The organism is Pseudomonas sp. F01002, from assembly GCF_004402115.1.
In the GTDB taxonomy this organism is placed as follows: Bacteria; Pseudomonadota; Gammaproteobacteria; order Pseudomonadales; family Pseudomonadaceae; genus Aquipseudomonas; species Aquipseudomonas frigoris.
Window position 1 is genome coordinate 157,161 of the sequence record NZ_SOPU01000017.1, and the last position, 15,113, is coordinate 172,273.

Sequence of the window (15,113 nt, forward strand, 5' to 3'; positions counted from 1 at the left end):
CTGGTTCTGGCGCGGCTCAGCCATCGCCTTGCTCTTCTTCACTGCCTGGATGTTGGCAAGCGCCTACTCCGGCCAGCTCACTCAATAACCCACACCTTTAAACGCTGCGTGCATCGCGGCAAGGAATCCTCATGTCCGCAGTAATGAAGCAGGCAGACAACTTGCCGGCGCTGTCTGAAGACGCGCTCGTCGAGGTGCTGAGCGGAAGCTTGTACCCAGGCGCAGAGCGCAACTCCGTCGTAATGGTGTTGGCGTACTGCCAGGCCGCGCATCTCGATCCGATGCTGAAGCCGGTGCACATCGTTCCAATCTGGAATTCGAAAGCCAAAAGGATGCAGGACACGGTAATGCCTGGCATCGGCCTCTACCGCATCCAGGCGGCGCGCACCGGGCAATACGCCGGCATCAGCGACCCCGAGTATGGGCCACCGATTACCGCAAAGCTGTCTGGCGTCGACGTCACCTACCCGGAGTGGTGTCGGGTGACCGTAAAGCGGCAGATGTCCAACGGGCTTGTGGCCGAGTTCACCGCCAACGAGCGCTGGCTCGAAAACTACGCCACCGCCAGCAAGGACAGCGCCGCCCCAAACGCCATGTGGAAGCGCCGCGCCTTCGCCCAGCTTGCCAAGTGCGCAGAGGCCCAGGCCCTGCGCAAGGCATTCCCCGAAGTCGGATCGGCCCCCACTGCCGACGAAATGGAAGGCAAAACTTTCGAGGAAGCGGCGCGCGATGTGAGTCCGCACCAACACCAACAGCAACACCCTGATCCGGAAGCCCTTCCCGCCTACTCCGACGACCTGCTCACCGAAAACATCGTGAAGTGGCAGCCGCTGATTGATTCCAATCGAACAAGCCCCGAACACCTGATCGCGACCATCAGCAGCAAATACACGCTGAGCCCTACGCAGATTGAAAAAATCACCAACCTCAAAGCCCTCGATGGAGATGCAGCATGAAAATTCACAACGTAGCTCAAGGCTCCGCCGAGTGGCACGCACTGCGTGCTCAACACTTCACCGCCTCCGAAGCCCCTGCAATGATGGGCGCCTCGAAGTACCAAACCCGCACCGATCTGCTGACCCTGAAGAAGACCGGCATCGCCCCGGACGTCACGCCATCACAGCAGTACATCTTCGACAAAGGCCACGCCACTGAAGCATCGGCCCGCCCTCTGGTCGAAGTGATGATTGGTGAAGAGCTGTATCCAGTTGTTGGCACGCTGGGCAACCTGCTGGCCTCGATGGACGGCGCGACGATGCTCGGCGAGACATTGTTTGAGCACAAACTCTGGAACGAATCGCTGGTCGCCCAGGTGAAAGCCGAGGCGCTCGCCCCCCACTACTACTGGCAGCTTGAGCAGCAGCTGCTGGTTAGCGGTGCCGAGCGCGTGATTTTCGTTTGCTCCGACGGCACCGCCGAAAACTTCGTGAGTATGGAATATCGCCCTGTCGCTGGCCGGGCCGATCAACTAGTCGAAGGCTGGAAGCAGTTCGAAGCGGACCTTGGCAACCACGTAGTTGCGGATGCGCCATCCATCGTCGTCGGCAAGGCGCCCGACGAACTGCCAGCGCTGCGTATCGAACTCACCGGCATGGTCACCGCGAGCAACCTGAAGCTGTTCGAGCAATCGGCACTGGCGGTCATCGACTCGGTGAAAACCACGCTGCAAACGGACCAGGACTTCGCCGATGCCAAGAAGGCCGTGAAGTGGTGCGGTGATGTCGAGGAAGCCGTCGCAGCAGCGAAGAAGCAGGCGCTGTCGCAAACCGCAACCATTGACGAGCTGTTTTCCTCGCTGGATCGCGTCTCCGCGCATGCCCGCGAAACTCGTCTGAAAGTCGACAAGCTGGTGAAGGCGCAGGAACTGCTGGTCAAAACGAACATCAAGCAGAAGGCCGAACAGGCGCTGCTTGATCACGTCGCGGCGATCAACAAGACCCTGGGTAAAGTCGTCCTTCCTGGCATTGCGGTAGACTTCGCGGGCGCCATGAAGAACAAGCGCACCATAGCCAGCTTGCAGGATGCGGTTGATACCGAGCTGGCCCGGGCGAAGATCGACGCGAGCCAGGCAGCGGACTGCATTCGACTGAACCTGTCCAGCCTGGCCGAGCTCGCCGTTGACCACGTCTTCCTGTTCAACGACATCCAACAGCTTGTGCTCAAGGCAAACGATGACCTGGTGGCGCTGATCAAGGTGCGGATTTCGGAGCACAAAAAGGCCGAGGAGGAGAAAGCCGAAGCCACCCGGAAGCGCATCCGCGACGAAGAACTTCAGCGAATCGCCGACGATGAAAAGGCGAAGCTCGCCGTCGCGCCAGTTGTTGAACCAGCACCTGTCTCGACTTCGGCTCCGCCGCGATCTGCACCGATCGCCCAGGCGGTTTCGAAGCCAGTCGCAGTACAAACCAGTCAGCCGGTAGCAATGCAGGCCGAAGTCTTCGATCTCGGAGCTCTGATCAAGGCCGTGACATACGGTCAGGCCCCGATATCGATGCTGGCGGTCAACTGGGAAGCGCTCGATGCGCTTGTCGCCGACCAAGGTTCCAAGTTCAGCATGGCCGGCGTGAGACTGGTAAAGGTAGCCGCATGATCAGCAACCTCAAATCAGACATCGAGTTCCGACGCGAGAAAGCGCTGGAGCTTTCAAGTCAGGTCCATCAACACCTGGCCGCTGGCGGAAAGTTCACAATCGGAGAAAGTCCGGCGATCAATCCGGAGCCTGCAAAGCGCCCTGAAACGATAGACCCCGGGACGATCCTCAGACGCAAACCCAAGCCACTGACCAGGGGTGAGCGACTGGCACTTCGCAAAATGGCGGACTCACTATGAGTAAACGCAAACCTCACAACCTCAAGGCCCGCATCGACCGATCGTGTCGTTCGCTGCTGGCCACCAACCACGTCGCAGTGGTGAACATCGACCCCAGCGGTCATCAGGGCATGATCAATTACAAGTCGCTGAAGAACATCGCTCCCGGGAAGATTGGCCAGGCGGTGTGTGGCATCCCCCACCGCTGGACGATCTACCTCAGCGCTCTTTGCATTGATGCCCGCGGCGACCGGTACAGCAAGTCGATAGAGGTCGCGCCGGACGGCGTTTACCTCTCCGACCACCTGGAGGACGTAATCGAGCACTGCTACAAGAAGCTGCGCGACTCAGCCAATCAAAGCCAGATGGTGGCTTCTGGTTGGATCGCAATTCCGGAGTCCTTGTCGCTCGACGAAGCTCATGCAGCGCGGATTTTTGAAGCGGTTGGAGCTTGGAATCAGGTCAAGGTCGCAGCGTGAGACGGTTCCGCGTTCAGCAACGCAAACGACAAACCTGGCTGGCGCTGCCGGCCAGTGGCATAGAAGAGGTTGGCCATCGCCAAGACTGGAAAAGAGCGATCGGCGAAGGCCGCCGAGAAGCGAATCCAGTACGACGAGAAGGAGCTGCGGCACCGGCTCAGGCTCGGTACCCGGCAGAAGCTTGATGAGCTGATGGCCTGGAACGGCATCGAGGAAATCAACGAGGCGGTGCAGAACCTGATCCTGAACGCTCATGCTCTCGGGCCGACTCTTTCATACCAAGCGATGGAAAGTCCGCGCCACAAAGTGCAAATAAGCGAAAACGTGGCGCGGATGTTTCGGAATGTGAGCTTGGCAGAGCTGAAGCGCGATCCGGGCGACGAGATTTTCGAGCCACCTCAGACCTTGGTCGACTGAGTAAACGCCCAACCAAAGGCGACTACGCCAATAATCGGTCGGATTAGGTCCGTTGCTTGAGCTTGTCCTGAGAATACCTGCAGGCCAGATATTACGAACACCACTACCGCGGCAAGAACCCCCAATACTGCGATCCAGCGGAAATACCTTGGAAACATCGTGTAACTCCCTTGTGAAGGGTCGGCATCGTAATCGCATTTAGCCATCACATCAATTTACTTTGTCGCATCCGGTCACGGAGGGCGGCGCCTGCATTGGAGAACACCATGGATCTGAAAATCAAGACGCTTTACCAATGTGGAGCGTGCCGCGAAATTCACGACGATGAAGACGAGGCCATGGATTGCTGCCGGCCGGACATCATCGAGCTGTACGAATGTCCGGTCTGTAAAGCGAACCACAACGACGAAGACAAAGCGCTTACCTGCTGCGGTGTGGACGCAATCAAATGTCCTTCGTGCTACCGAGACTATGCCTCGGTTTCACTTTCGTACCAAGCCATCAGAATCGCTGGGCACTGCACCACCTGCAACCCGATGTTCACCATCGACCAGCAGCTGGCGATTCAAGACCTGCATTATCGGCAGACCGGAAAGCGTGAGCACCTGCACGACTGACCCACCCTCACCTATTGCGCTGAGTACTGTTTTCAAGCCGAAAGATCGGGCCCAAGAGTCAAATCGATGTCTAGCCTCGCCAATGCTTTACCGCGGGCTAACGCTTCATTGAAGCTGTTGTACTTGGCATTTTCACGGATTGCTTCAACCTGCCTTTCTTCGATCTCAACAGCGATTCTAAGCCCTGTTGGCACAGAATCACTGTCGCTCTCCCATTCGAAATCAATCTTCGCTTTAACGCCTCGATGCTCATAGACAACTGGATACGACCTATCCGCTAACACCATTTCGATCTCCTTGATCCGGCTCCATGCCGGGCCGAACACAAATACCCCACTTCAACGAATCACGCCACCGCATCCGGTAACGGAGGGCGGCGCATGCAATGGAGACGTCAGGACTTGCTGCTGCCCAGTACAACCCTCCTGACGTGGAAGCACATCACGCCAGCGATCAGACCAATCCACCAGAGCAGCATTTGTGGCATCTGAAGGAAAACGCTAAAGAAGGTACCTAACGAGTACGCACGTGAGACGAGAGACACGACAAGCATGTAAGCGACAGGAACTGCACACAGAAAAAGCAGCACGGCCCCAACGATGGCTAGCAGCTCTCCAGTAGCTTTTTTTTGTTCGGTGTTCATGACCATGATTGACCTATAGCCCACCCTCACCTATTGCGCTGAGCTTGACGCTTATTTCGGCCGGGTTCCGCGAGCTAGCCATTCACCATGACCGATACCTTGCTGGATCGCCTGATAGTCAGAATCGTCCGAGATATCGAAAACATGCTCCGAGTGTTTCGTTCCGCTGGGATGAAACAGCTGGGTCAACATTATGCCTTCATGCCTGCTCTGACGTCTGACCCTAACCGTGATGACAAAGCCACGCTCCGCATCGTGCTTCTGGCATACATCCGAAGGATCTTCGCCCCAAAGCTCTGACTGCCAATATTTGTTCGACATATCCGCTCCTTGATCCGGCTCCATGCCGGGCCATCAAGCAATAGCCCACTTCAACGAATCACGCCAGCCGGCGAAGTACTCGGCTGTCTGGAGCAAACATGAATCCTTACCTGCTAACTGGGCCGGCCCAACTCGGTGTCAGTGGTGGCCGAACCAGCGGGCACATGCTTTACAAAACCATCGAAGCCCACAACGGAACGTTGCCAGCGGATGCGCACTTGTTCTTCCAGAACACTGGCAAGGAGCGCGAGGAAACGCTGATTTTCATTGACCAGATGGCCAAGCGTTGGAATGTGAACATCGTCTGGATGGAATGGTGTCGCGTGTACGGCCAGCCAGAAGATGCGCCTTGGTACCGGTTGGTGGATTTCGATACCGCCAGCCGCAACGGCGAACCGTTCACGATGATGCTTGAGTATTACGCCGCATACCGCAAAGCCGAAAAGAACATGGCACCGGTGCTGCCGAACTTTTCAAACAACATGTGCACCGCCTACCTGAAGATCAAGATCGGCGAGAAGCACATGCGAGCGCTGGGCTACAACGAGTGGGATTGCGTGATAGGCATCCGAAAAGACGAACCCGGTCGCTATCACCGCATGATGGCGGCAAACGCTAAGGGAGGTACCCGCTGGGACAATGTCTGCCCTTCTTACACAGCAGGCGTCACGAAGGAAGATGTGGCGGCATTCTGGAAGACGCAAGACTTTGACCTGGGTATGGATTCCGACCTTGGCAACTGCGACCTCTGCTGGAAAAAAGGAGAGGACAAACTCTTCAAGGCTATCCAGGCCGAACCGGATCGGGTGATTTTCTGGTCTGGTGCCGAGGAACGCTTCAACCAAGTGTTCCGAATGGATCGACCGAAGTATTCGCACCTGGCCTGGTACGCAGAGAACTACAAAGGCCAGATGGACGCATTCGGCCACTCCGAAGACGTCGACTGCTTCTGCGGCGACTGATCATTTGCAGTATCAGCGAATGTGAAACGACCTTCTAATACTCTCGAGAATGGTCTGTACACCGTGTCTTTTTATCAACTCGTCCTCGATTGATGACAGGATTTTCATATCAGGCCTGCATTTGAATTCCTGACCTACCGAGCTGACAGCTACGCAGCGAAGACTGAGCAAGTCCGCTCGCCAACTTTCTTCGAAATGGTTAGAAAACCTCACGTACCAGCTATCCTGGCCGGTGATAGGGAAACGCCAGAAACCAGTGTCACCGTGAGCAAGTTTAATTGGCATTGGGCTGCTTTCATTGGGGGCGAACTGCTGAACGAAATATCGTCTGCGCTTCTTTGATCCATATTGCCACCCTATTCCGGTGATTCTGATTTCCCTATCACCGGTGTTGACCAACTGAATCGTCACAAAGTTGTTTTGCGTAACGGTTTCGAGTTCAAAAATTGTGGTAACTGCGGCCGACAATTTGGCCCTCGGCGTAGCGCCGCTGCGGGCAAGATGCAGGGATAAAAACACAGCCGCTAGGGTACCGATTGCCGCGATCCAGTTGGCGAGAGTGCCAATGACTTCCCATTTTTCCTTTGATAAACCCCATATAACAGTATCCACAGCAGCCCCCTATCCTAATTTTCACACACTGTAGCTGACCCCCTCACCACCCTCCACCGCCCGGGAATGACCCGGCATAGGACGCCACCATGCCCACAGAAAACAAACTCGACCTGAAGCGCCAGCGCGCCGAGCACGTCAACCAGGCAATCCGGATCATCGCCGACCATGGCCGCCGGTTCTTCTACAGCCAGGCCGTGAACCGCTACGCCAGAATGGAAGTCGATGCCCGTGGCAAGGTCTGGTTCATCGACGACTACAGCGGGAAGCGCGTCTTCACGCATGAAACGGTGTGGGGTGGCCGGTGGCGCGGGTTCACTCACGGCGGCACGCTGAAAGATATGGTCAAGGCGTTCCGGGATTACATCTGCACCGGTGAGCCGTTACACCCTGGTTTTCTCGGACCTGAGCGGTTCGACGACAGCAACATTTGGGGTTACGACGAGGCCGGCATGAAGGCTGTGCGCGAGCGAGCCGGAGCTCTCTCCGTCTTCCGTCAACCAGATGCTGAATCAAGATAAACAGCATCACAGTGATGCGCTGCATTTGGAAACGCTGAAGTAAATTAAGGCTCATTACTTGGAATAAAGGCAATTTGCGCTATAGCCCCCGCAGAAGTGGAAACATTTACCTTCATGCTATAGTTATCCGCTCGTGCCGCACCCTCACCATATTTGTACTTAATGCAAAATTCATAGACCCCATCACTTCTGGGAAGGCCGAACTTTACAAGATTCGAGCTACCATCTTCCATAGCTAAATATTTATTCACTACCTGACCTACAAGTAAAACCTCAACATCTTCCGGGAGCCCTCCTAGATTTTTCAAGGTCATTGAGACGTTCAGATTACTACTAGCGGATGGTACTACTGCTGAAAGTTTAAATTTTGGAAGTAATGCACTATGCCTCTGCTCCCTCTCAAATAGAATTTTATCTAGTTCGACCTGTAACTGCCTCCCTGCAATACCTACCATTTCTTTTTGCTGATCAACAGAATGCTTTAGCTCCTTAGCCTGTAACTGTAATGCCTCTGAACTTAACTTTAGCTCTCGCCCTTGCTGTACATAACCTAAAACTAACCACAGGAATGCGACTGGGCCAAAAATACCAGCCGAGAGATCACCAATCTCATTTAGCTTTAGCAATATTAGCTCATCAAATTTTGCACCCATGATTGTAATGGCGCCGCCTATGTAGACTGCGGTGAGATGCACAGCCCACCACTCTAAGCTGCGGCTAGTCCACCATTTTGCCTGTTCAACCCAGTAGTTCTGTAAGCGATTCAATGCGTGATTCCTTAAAAATTGTGGAAGGACTTTAGCAAAAACTCGATTAAAGAGCTGCCCTCGCGGCGGAACTCCCTCCCCTTCAACGTCAGCCGCTATAGCGGCAAAGGAACAGTCATGCCTGAAGAAAATTTACTCGCCTGTTACTCGGTCGGTGACTGCGACTATGTCGCCGCTCGCGATGGAGACGAAGCCCGCGCCGTTCTGGCAGCAGTGAACGGCGATGAAGTTGAGAACTACGCGGACTGGGATGTTGAGCTGGTCCATGGCGCGGGTCTCGACAGGCCTTGGTGCGATGAAGATGACCGCACCAAGATCGTCGGCAACCTTCGCGAATGGCTGGCCGCCGCAACCGAACCAACCTGGCTTGCCGGGACGGAGTGACGCCATGAAGCAAAAACACTTCGTCCTCGTCGACCAAGCAGAGCTTGAGGCGCTGCGCCAAGACAAGGTCCGCATTGATGCCCTGGAGTCTGGGTGCTGGGATGTCCGGTTCATCGATTGCCCTACCCCGGGCGGCGATGACGGCAGCATCAACATCGAGATCATCGGTCACTACATGGGCAAGCCCTGGGAGCGCGTGCTGGGCGAGAACTACAACGAGAACCTGCGCGCAGCCATCGACCAAGCCTGCACAGCTGAGGCATACCCACCGGAACGGCCAGAGTACGACCGGTACGGAAAACCAGAGAGGTCCGCCACATGCCAATAATCGCCCTCGCCTACATGGCCTGGCTCATCTACACGGGGCCGAGGCGATGAGTGAATACGAACTCTATCTCGGCGACTGTTTGGAGGTGATGAAGCACTTGCCAGACGCCAGCGTCGACATGGTGTTGGCCGATTTGCCCTACGGCACTACCCAATGTGCCTGGGACGCCATCATCCCGCTCGAGCCACTCTGGGGGGAATACCTACGGATCGCTGACGCCATCACCACCCGCGATACACCGGTACCGCAAATCGATTTATTCGCAACAGCCTAACCCCTCTTCAACTACCAGCCTGCCGGCGAACGGCGGGCGAGGAATTCGCATGCCAGAACAAAGAGAAGAATTCCGGGAGGCCGCGATCGAAGCGATCTCGGATATGGCGCAACATCTTCCGCTTGATTGCGAGCTGCTGGTCGTGGCCTGCCGTCCCGGCAAGAAAGACTTCGACCTGGTGCTGCCGTCGCCCGAGGCGAACCTGAATAACGCTCTGGATGCGCTGCGCCGCCAAGGCCTGAGCATCGACGGAGACAACGCCTACAAGAGCGACTTGCTCGATTCGATCGTAGGGGCGATGGCGTTCGGCGTCCAAAACCGGAACGCGCCGCCGGCCGGACACTGGGGCCAACGGTTCTGGGATATCGGCCGGGAAGAGCGAGCTCTCGCGGAAGAGTTGCTGGCTGCACTTCAGGCCGCTCGCGATCTCTGGGGCGACTACCTGCCGCCCGGGAACAGCAACGCCATGAAAGCGATGAAGCTCGTCGACGCCGCTATCGCCAAATCCACCCAATAACCACCTTCTGCCGCCACGCGCGGCATGGAACAGCTCATGAGCATCCAGTTTCTATCCCATGAGGAGGTTTGCGAGCTGACCGGCGCGCGGACCAAGGCAGGTCAAATCCTCAACCTGAAGAAGAACGGCGTCAGGCACACCATCAAAGTGAACGGCTGGCCAAGTGTTACCGCCATGGCCGTGACCGCAGTCGGTATGTTTGAAGCTGAAAAACCCGTATGGACACCACGCAAGGCTAGCTGACATGGGACGACGACCAAGTAAACCCGGCTCAATTGCCCGGCTGCGCGAACGCAAGAAAGCCAGCGGCCGGATTTTCTACTACTACGAAGTAGGTGGCAAAGCCCGCAAAGAAATCGCCCTGGGCAGCGACTACGGCCTGGCAATCATGGAGTACGCCAAGCTGGAGCGCGATCGCACAGCTACAGAATTGGCCACCAAAGTGATCACGTTCCGGTACGTCGCCGAGAAATACATGATCGACGTTGTTCCCGCGAAGAAGCCCGCCACGCAGAAGGACAATGTCAGGGAGTTGAAAAACCTGATGTCATTTTTCGATGACCCGCCTGCGCCGTTGGAGACAATCCAGCCGTTGCACGTCCGGCAGTATCTGACCTGGCGCAAGGCAGCACCAGTTCGAGCAAACCGTGAAAAGGCTTTGCTCAGCGCTATCTGGAACTATGCCAGGGATGTCGGCTACACGGCCTTGGCCAACCCATGCGCCGGCATCAAGGGCAACAAGGAGACCGGGCGTGATATCTACATCGAGGACGCACTGTTCAAGCGCGTGTATGAGAAAGCAGATGCTGGGTTAAAAGATGCCATGGACCTGGCCTATCTGACCGGTCAGCGCGTGACTGACACGCGGCTATTAGACGAACGGGATGTTCGCGACGGCCAGATCTGGGTCCTGCAAGGCAAGACAAATGCAAAACGTCGGATTGAAATAACAGGAGAGTTGAAGGTTTTGATTGATCGAATCATGTCCAGGAAGAAAGAACATAAGGTCCGCTCGACGCGGTTGATCGTTTCAGAGGATGGCACACCGATGACGGTGTCAATGTTACGGGGAAGGTTTGACCTGGCCAGGGAGGCGGCAGGTGTTGCGAAGTCCGAGTTTCAAATGCGGGATTTGCGCGCCAAAGCGGGTACGGACAAGGCCGAATCGAGCGGCGACATTATGCAAGCCAGAGATCAACTTGGGCATACGACGGTTGTTATGACAGAGCAATACATCCGCAATCGCAAAGGCAAAAAAGTCTCGCCAACCAAGTGAATTGCGACCCACATCCATTATTGCGACCCAGAAACAAAAAAGGGTCTGCATCAGCTTTCGCCCGCAAACCCTTGATTTTAGATGGTGCCCGAAGCCGGAATCGAACCGGCACGCCCTTACGAGCGGGGGATTTTAAGTCCCATGCGTCTACCAGTTTCGCCATTCGGGCGGTAGCGCGGTGAAGCAGTCTGAAGACTGTCAAATAACGATCTGGCAGTTCTGACGCCTGTGCAGCAGAGGGGAAATATATACATCCCGCTCCGGCGAAGCAAGTTTGCGACTGACCTTTTCAAGACTAAATCTTGCAGGGCAGTGCAAATAAAAAAGCTCCGTAAATCATAGATCTACGGAGCTCGTTTAAAGTGGAGGCCGAGGTCGGAATCGAACCGGCGTAGGTGGATTTGCAATCCACTGCATAACCATTTTGCTACTCGGCCTCAAACATCTGATGTCATGTAGCACAACATCAAACGCGTACAAACTTGGAGTAAGATTCGTGATCTAACTCCTTGAAAACATTGAGCTTTTTCAGCGGTCAGTGCTTTCGATGGCGTGAATTATGTACTGATTTCCCGAGGCTGGCAACCCCTTGATTTCAAAAAAAATTCCGTCAGGTGGTTTCTATGTTTCAAGGGGGTTGCTCAGCCCTTCCGGCCGAGATCGTCCGTTACGTCTTCTACCGCGATCAACGGTTCAATGCCCCAGTCGCCATGCAGATACCAATCGTCTCCGATCATTTCGGCCGGATGCATTGTCCTGTCGGAGCCATTGCCGCACGCCAGGGAATTGGCTGGACAGTATCTATCGCAGCCCCAGCAAATGCGCTCGGGATGTTTGGGGCTGATGGGAAAGTTCTTGGCCATGTCGATCCCCGGTTCGCCTCTAGGATGTGCCTCCAACCTACATCGCCTGCGCAAGAACGCCCTTGATACGGATCAAGGACTGAAATCAAATGTCTTAATCACTCCAAACTTGATAACAATCATTATTATTCGCAGGAAAGCTTCCTACACTCGGGCTCTTACTCGTCAGTGCCCAGGAAGACATCATGCGTACGACCTTTTCGCTGTCACTCGCCCTGCTCTTGCTCACACCCTTGGCTCAGGCCAAGGAATACCCGATCGGGGAACCCCAGTTATGCCCAGGGCTGGAAGTCGGGGCGGTGTATTTGCAACCGATCGAGATGGCGCCTGCCGGAATGATGCGGGCCACTGCGGATTCCGATGTGCACCTGGAAGCCGACATTCGCGCCACGGCGGACAATCGACAGGGCTTTCAGGAAGGCAGTTTTGTGCCTTACCTCAATGTCTCGTTCAACCTGAAAAAACAGGGCAACGAGAACGAACTCAAAGGTGATTTCCACGCCATGGTCGCCAATGACGGTCCGCATTATGGCGACAATGTAAAGCTGCTCGGTCCAGGCAAATATCAGCTGACCTTCACCGTCCTGCCACCCGGCGGTCATGGGTCCCTTGGCCGCCATACCGATAAGGAAACCGGTGTGGCTCCCTGGTTTGAACGCTGCGAATTGCACTACGAATTCATCTACGCCGGCATCGGTAAAAAAGGCGGCTATTGAATGAAGCGCCTGCACATAGCCTGGCTGGTGCTGGCCGGAGCAGTGGCGCCATTGACGGCATATGCCGAGTTACCCAGCTACGAGCTGAGCCTGCGCGATGGCCACTTCTCCCCTGTCTTGCTGGAGGTTCCGGCCGGACAGCGCTTCAAGATCATCCTGAAAAATATCGGTGAAGGCCCAGCCGAATTCGAGAGCACGCCATTGCGAGTTGAAAAAGTACTGTCGCCGGGAGTGACTACTTTTGTGGTCATTCACCCGCTCAGGCCTGGCCACTACCCCTTCTTCGACGAGTTCAATCCGCAATTGCCCGAGGGCGGCATCCTCGCGAAATAACCCGTTCAAACACGGAGTTCCCATGAATCAATCAATGTTCATCGTCTGGCGCGAAAGCGTCGAGGCGCTGCTGGTAATCGGCATTCTCCAGGCCTGGGTCAGCCAGCAGCATCAGGGTGATCGACTGGCGAAGTACTTGTGGGCAGGTGTGGTGCTGGGGTTGATGCTTTCGGGCCTGCTGGCGGCGTTGATTCTGTTTGCCGGTGAGGCCATGAGCGGCTCAGCCAGTGAATGGTTCCAGGCCGCACTCGCGCTGGTGGCCAGCCTGCTGATCGTGCAAATGGTCGGCTGGATGCACCGCCACGGGCGCACGCTCAAGCACGATTTGCAACGACACGCCGATAGCCACCTGGCCCGGCAAGGTGGCGCAGGTCTGTTACTGCTGGCCATGCTCGCCGTCAGCCGCGAAGGCAGTGAAACGGTGGTCTTTCTCTATGGTGCAGGCGCTCAGTTACGAGGTCCGCAGCTCGGTTTGTTTGCCATCGGCGGCGCAATGGGATTGGTGCTGTCGGCGCTGACCATTGCCCTACTGCACAGCAGTCGCCGGTTCATTTCGTGGCAGCGATTCTTTGCCATCAGCGAAGCTGTTTTGCTGGTACTCGGCGCGGCATTGCTGGTCAGCGGCACCGAGCGAATCGGCGGTCAATTACTCGCCCTGGATTTACCGGAGGTGATGTACAGCCTCGTCGGTGCTGCACTTTGGGACAGCAGCGCATTGCTCAGCGACAGCCATGGATTGGGTGGTTTTCTCGCGGGCTTTGGCGGTTATCGTGCGACGCCCAGCGGCATGACGTTACTGGTGCTGGCCGGTTATTGGCTGACCGTCGGCGGTTGGCTGCGTCAACGGGCTGCGGAAAAAGTCCCATGCCTGAGCTGAGTCGCCGCAATCAATGGCTGCAGCGCCTGGGCGATGGCATGCGTCGTCACGCGCCCGTCATTCGTGGCATGCAGTGGGCCGTTGTACTGTTCTACGCGATGCTGTTGGTGGTACCGGCGGTGTTGCCGCTGCCGGACAGCCAGGCACGGCTGCTCGATAACCTGACCCTGTTCGCGCAGTTTTTGTTCTGGGGCATTTGGTGGCCGTTCGTGTTGCTGTCGATCGTGCTATTCGGCCGACTCTGGTGCGGCGTTTTATGCCCAGAAGGTTCACTCAGCGAATGGGCCAGCCATTACGGCAAAGGTTTGGGTGTGCCGCGATGGTTGCGCTGGGGCGGCTGGCCAACCCTGGCGTTCTGCCTGACGACCCTCTACGGCCAGTTGATCAGCGTCTATGACTACGCCCAGGCGGCGCTGTTGATTCTGGGCGGCTCGACCGTCGCCGCGGTCGTCGTCGGGTTGCTGTTCGCCCGGGGCAAGCGGGTCTGGTGCCGATACCTGTGCCCGGTCAGTGGCGTCTTCGCCCTGCTCGCCCGCCTGGCTCCCGTGCATTTTCAGGTCGACGAACAACGCTGGATGGACAATGCCGCGCAGCGCCTGCCGCCGCCCAACTGCGCGCCCTTGCTCGATATCCGTCGTATGCGAGGCGCCAGTGACTGCCACGCCTGCGGACGCTGCAGCGGACAACGCGGCGCCGTTCAGCTGATCGCCCGTTCCAGCAACCAAGAGATTCTTCACGCGACGGCGCAGACGCTTTCACCGTGGGACGCGCGCTTACTGCTGTTCGGCGTGATCGGTCTGGCCATGGGCGCGTTTCAGTGGACGGTCAGCCCATGGTTCATCGCCCTCAAACAAACCCTCGCCCAATGGCTGGTCGAGCACGACCAACTCTGGGCCATGGAGGACAACGCGCCCTGGTGGCTGCTCACCCATTACCCGCAGCTCAACGACAGCTTCAGTTGGCTCGACGGTTTCAGCATCGTCATTTATCTGGGTTTGAGCTCGATGGTGTTGGGCACGGCGCTGATGATCCTTCTGCGCCTGACGGCTCGACTGGCGCAAGATCCTGCACTCTATTGGCCCCTGGCGCTGACACTCACGCCCTTGGGTGGTGCGGGATTGTTTCTCGGGCTGTCGGCCACGACGGTGAAATTGCTGCGCTACGAAGCTCTGCTGCTGGAATGGGTACAACCGGCCAGGGCCTGTCTGTTAATGGCCGCGATGGGATGGAGCCTGCTGATGGGATGGAAACGGCTGGACCGCGAAGGCCTTTCCCAGGATCGTCGCTGCGCTGGCAGCACTTGCCTGTTACTCGCCAACGGCTTGGTAGGGTTCGGCTGGTGGTTGCAGTTCTGGGGCTGGTCCTGAGCGCCCTCATCCACAACCACCACCCCGAATT

The 15,113-nt window shown here is 56.6% G+C and carries 24 protein-coding genes and 2 tRNA genes; 18 read left to right on the plus strand and 8 right to left on the minus strand.

Annotated elements, in window-relative coordinates; translation table 11 throughout:
* Positions 1-143 precede the first annotated feature (143 nt).
* The 6 genes from bet (at position 144) to E3W21_RS12980 (ending at position 4,321) form a co-directional block, all read left to right on the plus strand.
* A complete protein-coding gene (gene bet, locus E3W21_RS12955) occupies positions 144-956 on the plus strand; it encodes a phage recombination protein Bet (protein WP_134420398.1) in 813 nt (270 codons plus the stop codon).
* Positions 953-2,590 carry a YqaJ viral recombinase family protein gene (locus tag E3W21_RS12960; RefSeq protein ID WP_134420186.1) on the plus strand — a complete coding sequence of 546 codons (1,638 nt, stop codon included), beginning with the start codon at positions 953-955 and terminating at the stop codon, positions 2,588-2,590. The genes bet and E3W21_RS12960 overlap by 4 nt, the downstream gene beginning before the upstream one ends.
* A complete protein-coding gene (locus E3W21_RS12965; protein WP_134420188.1) occupies positions 2,587-2,829 on the plus strand; it encodes a hypothetical protein in 243 nt (80 codons plus the stop codon). Before E3W21_RS12960 ends, E3W21_RS12965 begins: the two co-directional genes overlap by 4 nt.
* A complete protein-coding gene (locus E3W21_RS12970) occupies positions 2,826-3,287 on the plus strand; it encodes a hypothetical protein (RefSeq protein WP_134420190.1) in 462 nt (153 codons plus the stop codon). Before E3W21_RS12965 ends, E3W21_RS12970 begins: the two co-directional genes overlap by 4 nt.
* A 75-nt stretch (positions 3,288-3,362) precedes the next feature.
* Positions 3,363-3,704: a hypothetical protein gene (locus E3W21_RS12975; RefSeq protein ID WP_134420400.1), complete on the plus strand. Its 342-nt coding sequence runs from the start codon at positions 3,363-3,365 to the stop codon at positions 3,702-3,704.
* Positions 3,705-3,970: 266 nt separating this feature from the next.
* Positions 3,971-4,321: a hypothetical protein gene (locus tag E3W21_RS12980; RefSeq protein WP_134420192.1), complete on the plus strand. Its 351-nt coding sequence runs from the start codon at positions 3,971-3,973 to the stop codon at positions 4,319-4,321.
* 32 nt (positions 4,322-4,353) lie between these two features.
* On the opposite strand, the gene E3W21_RS12985 is transcribed toward E3W21_RS12980, so the two are convergent.
* From E3W21_RS12985 to E3W21_RS12995, 3 genes are all read right to left on the minus strand, one after another.
* Positions 4,354-4,608: a hypothetical protein gene (locus E3W21_RS12985; protein ID WP_134420194.1), complete on the minus strand. Its 255-nt coding sequence runs from the start codon at positions 4,606-4,608 to the stop codon at positions 4,354-4,356.
* A 107-nt stretch (positions 4,609-4,715) separates the two neighbouring features.
* Entirely contained in the window at positions 4,716-4,964 is a 249-nt protein-coding gene (locus E3W21_RS12990; protein WP_134420196.1) for a hypothetical protein, read from the minus strand.
* A gap of 51 nt (positions 4,965-5,015) precedes the next feature.
* On the minus strand, positions 5,016-5,285 hold the full coding sequence (locus E3W21_RS12995) for a hypothetical protein (protein WP_134420198.1): 270 nt from the start codon (positions 5,283-5,285) through the stop codon (positions 5,016-5,018).
* Between the two features lie 98 nt (positions 5,286-5,383).
* Between E3W21_RS12995 and E3W21_RS13000 the strand changes: the two genes are divergently transcribed.
* Positions 5,384-6,247, plus strand: a complete 864-nt coding sequence (locus tag E3W21_RS13000; RefSeq protein WP_134420200.1) for a hypothetical protein — start codon at positions 5,384-5,386, stop codon at positions 6,245-6,247.
* 12 nt (positions 6,248-6,259) lie between these two features.
* Here E3W21_RS13000 and E3W21_RS13005 read toward each other — a convergent pair whose 3' ends face one another.
* Positions 6,260-6,859: a hypothetical protein gene (locus tag E3W21_RS13005; protein ID WP_134420202.1), complete on the minus strand. Its 600-nt coding sequence runs from the start codon at positions 6,857-6,859 to the stop codon at positions 6,260-6,262.
* Positions 6,860-6,948: 89 nt separating this feature from the next.
* Between E3W21_RS13005 and E3W21_RS13010 the strand changes: the two genes are divergently transcribed.
* Positions 6,949-7,380, plus strand: coding sequence for a hypothetical protein (locus E3W21_RS13010; RefSeq protein ID WP_134420204.1), 432 nt, complete (start codon positions 6,949-6,951; stop codon positions 7,378-7,380).
* A gap of 44 nt (positions 7,381-7,424) precedes the next feature.
* Here E3W21_RS13010 and E3W21_RS13015 read toward each other — a convergent pair whose 3' ends face one another.
* Positions 7,425-8,147: a hypothetical protein gene (locus E3W21_RS13015; protein ID WP_134420206.1), complete on the minus strand. Its 723-nt coding sequence runs from the start codon at positions 8,145-8,147 to the stop codon at positions 7,425-7,427.
* Positions 8,148-8,264: 117 nt separating this feature from the next.
* Between E3W21_RS13015 and E3W21_RS13020 the strand changes: the two genes are divergently transcribed.
* The 6 genes from E3W21_RS13020 to xerC are packed head-to-tail and all read left to right on the plus strand — an operon-like array spanning position 8,265 to position 10,926.
* Positions 8,265-8,531: a hypothetical protein gene (locus tag E3W21_RS13020; RefSeq protein ID WP_134420208.1), complete on the plus strand. Its 267-nt coding sequence runs from the start codon at positions 8,265-8,267 to the stop codon at positions 8,529-8,531.
* 4 nt (positions 8,532-8,535) lie between these two features.
* Positions 8,536-8,859, plus strand: a complete 324-nt coding sequence (locus tag E3W21_RS13025) for a hypothetical protein (protein ID WP_134420210.1) — start codon at positions 8,536-8,538, stop codon at positions 8,857-8,859.
* Positions 8,860-8,905: 46 nt separating this feature from the next.
* Positions 8,906-9,133, plus strand: a complete 228-nt coding sequence (locus E3W21_RS13030; RefSeq protein ID WP_178084135.1) for a site-specific DNA-methyltransferase — start codon at positions 8,906-8,908, stop codon at positions 9,131-9,133.
* A gap of 49 nt (positions 9,134-9,182) precedes the next feature.
* Complete coding sequence (locus E3W21_RS13035) at positions 9,183-9,650, plus strand: hypothetical protein (RefSeq protein ID WP_134420212.1); 468 nt, start codon at positions 9,183-9,185, stop codon at positions 9,648-9,650.
* Positions 9,651-9,686: 36 nt separating this feature from the next.
* On the plus strand, positions 9,687-9,893 hold the full coding sequence (locus E3W21_RS13040) for a DUF4224 domain-containing protein (RefSeq protein WP_134420214.1): 207 nt from the start codon (positions 9,687-9,689) through the stop codon (positions 9,891-9,893).
* Position 9,894: 1 nt separating this feature from the next.
* Positions 9,895-10,926 (plus strand): tyrosine recombinase XerC, encoded by a 1,032-nt coding sequence (gene xerC / locus E3W21_RS13045; RefSeq protein ID WP_134420216.1) that lies wholly within the window; start codon positions 9,895-9,897, stop codon positions 10,924-10,926.
* A gap of 82 nt (positions 10,927-11,008) precedes the next feature.
* On the opposite strand, the gene E3W21_RS13050 is transcribed toward xerC, so the two are convergent.
* The 3 genes from E3W21_RS13050 to E3W21_RS13060 form a co-directional block, all read right to left on the minus strand.
* A tRNA-Leu gene (locus tag E3W21_RS13050) sits at positions 11,009-11,095 on the minus strand.
* Between the two features lie 194 nt (positions 11,096-11,289).
* Positions 11,290-11,363: transfer RNA gene (locus E3W21_RS13055), tRNA-Cys, on the minus strand.
* 204 nt (positions 11,364-11,567) lie between these two features.
* Entirely contained in the window at positions 11,568-11,789 is a 222-nt protein-coding gene (locus E3W21_RS13060) for a DUF3079 domain-containing protein (protein WP_129444685.1), read from the minus strand.
* 185 nt (positions 11,790-11,974) lie between these two features.
* Between E3W21_RS13060 and E3W21_RS13065 the strand changes: the two genes are divergently transcribed.
* From E3W21_RS13065 to E3W21_RS13080, 4 genes are read left to right on the plus strand one after another with little or no spacing between them, the layout of a single operon-like run.
* The gene (locus tag E3W21_RS13065; RefSeq protein WP_008153602.1) at positions 11,975-12,505 is read left to right on the plus strand and encodes an iron transporter; all 531 of its coding nucleotides are present in this window, start codon (positions 11,975-11,977) and stop codon (positions 12,503-12,505) included.
* A complete protein-coding gene (locus E3W21_RS13070) occupies positions 12,506-12,838 on the plus strand; it encodes a cupredoxin domain-containing protein (protein WP_129444687.1) in 333 nt (110 codons plus the stop codon).
* 22 nt (positions 12,839-12,860) lie between these two features.
* Entirely contained in the window at positions 12,861-13,715 is an 855-nt protein-coding gene (locus E3W21_RS13075) for an FTR1 family protein (RefSeq protein ID WP_134420218.1), read from the plus strand.
* The gene (locus E3W21_RS13080; protein ID WP_134420220.1) at positions 13,703-15,082 is read left to right on the plus strand and encodes a 4Fe-4S binding protein; all 1,380 of its coding nucleotides are present in this window, start codon (positions 13,703-13,705) and stop codon (positions 15,080-15,082) included. Before E3W21_RS13075 ends, E3W21_RS13080 begins: the two co-directional genes overlap by 13 nt.
* Positions 15,083-15,113: the final 31 nt, after the last annotated feature.

Bases quoted from the DNA above. Each gene is read 5' to 3' on its own strand.
- E3W21_RS12970 (WP_134420190.1), top strand. From the start codon at position 2,826: ATGAGTAAACGCAAACCTCACAACCTCAAGGCCCGCATCGACCGATCG.
- E3W21_RS12995 (WP_134420198.1), bottom strand. From the start codon at position 5,285: ATGTCGAACAAATATTGGCAGTCAGAGCTTTGGGGCGAAGATCCTTCG.
- E3W21_RS13070 (WP_129444687.1), top strand. From the start codon at position 12,506: ATGAAGCGCCTGCACATAGCCTGGCTGGTGCTGGCCGGAGCAGTGGCG.
- E3W21_RS12965 (WP_134420188.1), top strand. From the start codon at position 2,587: ATGATCAGCAACCTCAAATCAGACATCGAGTTCCGACGCGAGAAAGCG.
- E3W21_RS12990 (WP_134420196.1), bottom strand. From the start codon at position 4,964: ATGAACACCGAACAAAAAAAAGCTACTGGAGAGCTGCTAGCCATCGTT.
- bet (WP_134420398.1), top strand. From the start codon at position 144: ATGAAGCAGGCAGACAACTTGCCGGCGCTGTCTGAAGACGCGCTCGTC.
- E3W21_RS13030 (WP_178084135.1), top strand. From the start codon at position 8,906: ATGAGTGAATACGAACTCTATCTCGGCGACTGTTTGGAGGTGATGAAG.
- xerC (WP_134420216.1), top strand. From the start codon at position 9,895: ATGGGACGACGACCAAGTAAACCCGGCTCAATTGCCCGGCTGCGCGAA.
- E3W21_RS13000 (WP_134420200.1), top strand. From the start codon at position 5,384: ATGAATCCTTACCTGCTAACTGGGCCGGCCCAACTCGGTGTCAGTGGT.
- E3W21_RS12980 (WP_134420192.1), top strand. From the start codon at position 3,971: ATGGATCTGAAAATCAAGACGCTTTACCAATGTGGAGCGTGCCGCGAA.
- E3W21_RS13065 (WP_008153602.1), top strand. From the start codon at position 11,975: ATGCGTACGACCTTTTCGCTGTCACTCGCCCTGCTCTTGCTCACACCC.
- E3W21_RS13010 (WP_134420204.1), top strand. From the start codon at position 6,949: ATGCCCACAGAAAACAAACTCGACCTGAAGCGCCAGCGCGCCGAGCAC.
- E3W21_RS13040 (WP_134420214.1), top strand. From the start codon at position 9,687: ATGAGCATCCAGTTTCTATCCCATGAGGAGGTTTGCGAGCTGACCGGC.
- E3W21_RS13075 (WP_134420218.1), top strand. From the start codon at position 12,861: ATGAATCAATCAATGTTCATCGTCTGGCGCGAAAGCGTCGAGGCGCTG.
- E3W21_RS13020 (WP_134420208.1), top strand. From the start codon at position 8,265: ATGCCTGAAGAAAATTTACTCGCCTGTTACTCGGTCGGTGACTGCGAC.
- E3W21_RS13060 (WP_129444685.1), bottom strand. From the start codon at position 11,789: ATGGCCAAGAACTTTCCCATCAGCCCCAAACATCCCGAGCGCATTTGC.
- E3W21_RS12985 (WP_134420194.1), bottom strand. From the start codon at position 4,608: ATGGTGTTAGCGGATAGGTCGTATCCAGTTGTCTATGAGCATCGAGGC.
- E3W21_RS13025 (WP_134420210.1), top strand. From the start codon at position 8,536: ATGAAGCAAAAACACTTCGTCCTCGTCGACCAAGCAGAGCTTGAGGCG.
- E3W21_RS13080 (WP_134420220.1), top strand. From the start codon at position 13,703: ATGCCTGAGCTGAGTCGCCGCAATCAATGGCTGCAGCGCCTGGGCGAT.
- E3W21_RS13035 (WP_134420212.1), top strand. From the start codon at position 9,183: ATGCCAGAACAAAGAGAAGAATTCCGGGAGGCCGCGATCGAAGCGATC.
- E3W21_RS12960 (WP_134420186.1), top strand. From the start codon at position 953: ATGAAAATTCACAACGTAGCTCAAGGCTCCGCCGAGTGGCACGCACTG.